Annotated in this window: 2 protein-coding genes and 1 pseudogene; all 3 read left to right on the top strand. The window is 68.9% G+C overall.

The features are described from left to right. On the top strand, positions 1 to 286 hold a 286-nt coding region (locus tag U9980_RS14055; RefSeq protein ID WP_322768324.1), incomplete at its 5' end, for a GNAT family protein. 7 nt (positions 287 to 293) lie between these two features. Continuing rightward, the gene (locus U9980_RS14050; protein ID WP_322749826.1) at positions 294 to 557 is read left to right on the top strand and encodes a hypothetical protein; all 264 of its coding nucleotides are present in this window, start codon (positions 294 to 296) and stop codon (positions 555 to 557) included. Between the two features lie 17 nt (positions 558 to 574). Continuing rightward, a pseudogene (locus tag U9980_RS28555) lies at positions 575 to 706 on the top strand (VapC toxin family PIN domain ribonuclease); the annotation flags it as partial. Positions 707 to 855 lie beyond the last annotated feature (149 nt).

Here is an 855-nt window from a genome sequence, read left to right as displayed (position 1 = left end):
TGGCCTGGACGGTATGGCGGGACCGGTGGGGCAGGGTCTGGCGCCCGAGGCCGGGATGGCGGCGGTGGAGTTCGCGTTCACCCGCGTCGGTGTTGACTGGGTCATCTCGATCTGCCACCCCGACAACATCCAGAGCCGTCGGGTCATGGAGAAGGTCGGGCTGACCCTGGACAGCGAATGGTCGCTACACGGCAGGCCGAGCGTGATCTACGCCATCAACCGTGCCGAGTGGGAGACGCGTACCGGCGGCTGTGACTCCGCGCGGTCAGCTCCCGGCCAGCTATGATGTTGCTATGACGGAGATGCCGCTTCCCGAGGGCGAACGACTCACCGAGGTCGCCCGCGAAGCTGCCGTGTCAGGACAGGTCGTGTTCCTGACCGACCGGGGCCGCCGGCTTGCCGCGATCGTTCCGGCCGGCCTGGCGGAACTACTCGAACGTGTTGGCGGGACGTCGCCCGGTCGGCGGGTTCTCGCCGCGCGGGCCGCGGGCAGGAGCGGCCGTCACGACGTCTCCGAACGAGTCGAAGAAATCCTGCGCAGTGAGGCGGCGTCGTAGCGCTTGTCGTCGACGCGGGTCCGCTCTACGCCTACGTCGATGCGGACGACCAGCACCACGAGGCGTGCGTGGAGTTGCTCGAGACCCATCCAGGTCCGTTGGTGGTCCCCACCCTCGTGATCACTGAGGTCGTCTACCTTTCTGCCTGAGCCTGCGGGCAGCGTCGCCTGCCTCGGTCGGTCAGGCCGGTCAGGCCGGTCAGCGGTTGTCGGCGATCACGTGCCCGGCGGCGATCGTGAGGGTGACCAGGTCGGCGGACAGCGTCCGCAGCGCGATGCGGCCGGGTGCTGCGAGCATG

The organism is Protofrankia sp. Cr1, assembly GCF_963555865.1.
Taxonomy (GTDB): domain Bacteria; phylum Actinomycetota; class Actinomycetes; order Frankiales; family Frankiaceae; genus Protofrankia.
Note: the sequence above shows the minus strand (reverse complement) of the source record. Positions and strands in the feature narration are given on the sequence as shown.

Excerpts from the sequence above, each read along its gene's own strand:
- U9980_RS14050 (WP_322749826.1), top strand. The coding sequence starts at position 294 with ATGACGGAGATGCCGCTTCCCGAGGGCGAACGACTCACCGAGGTCGCC.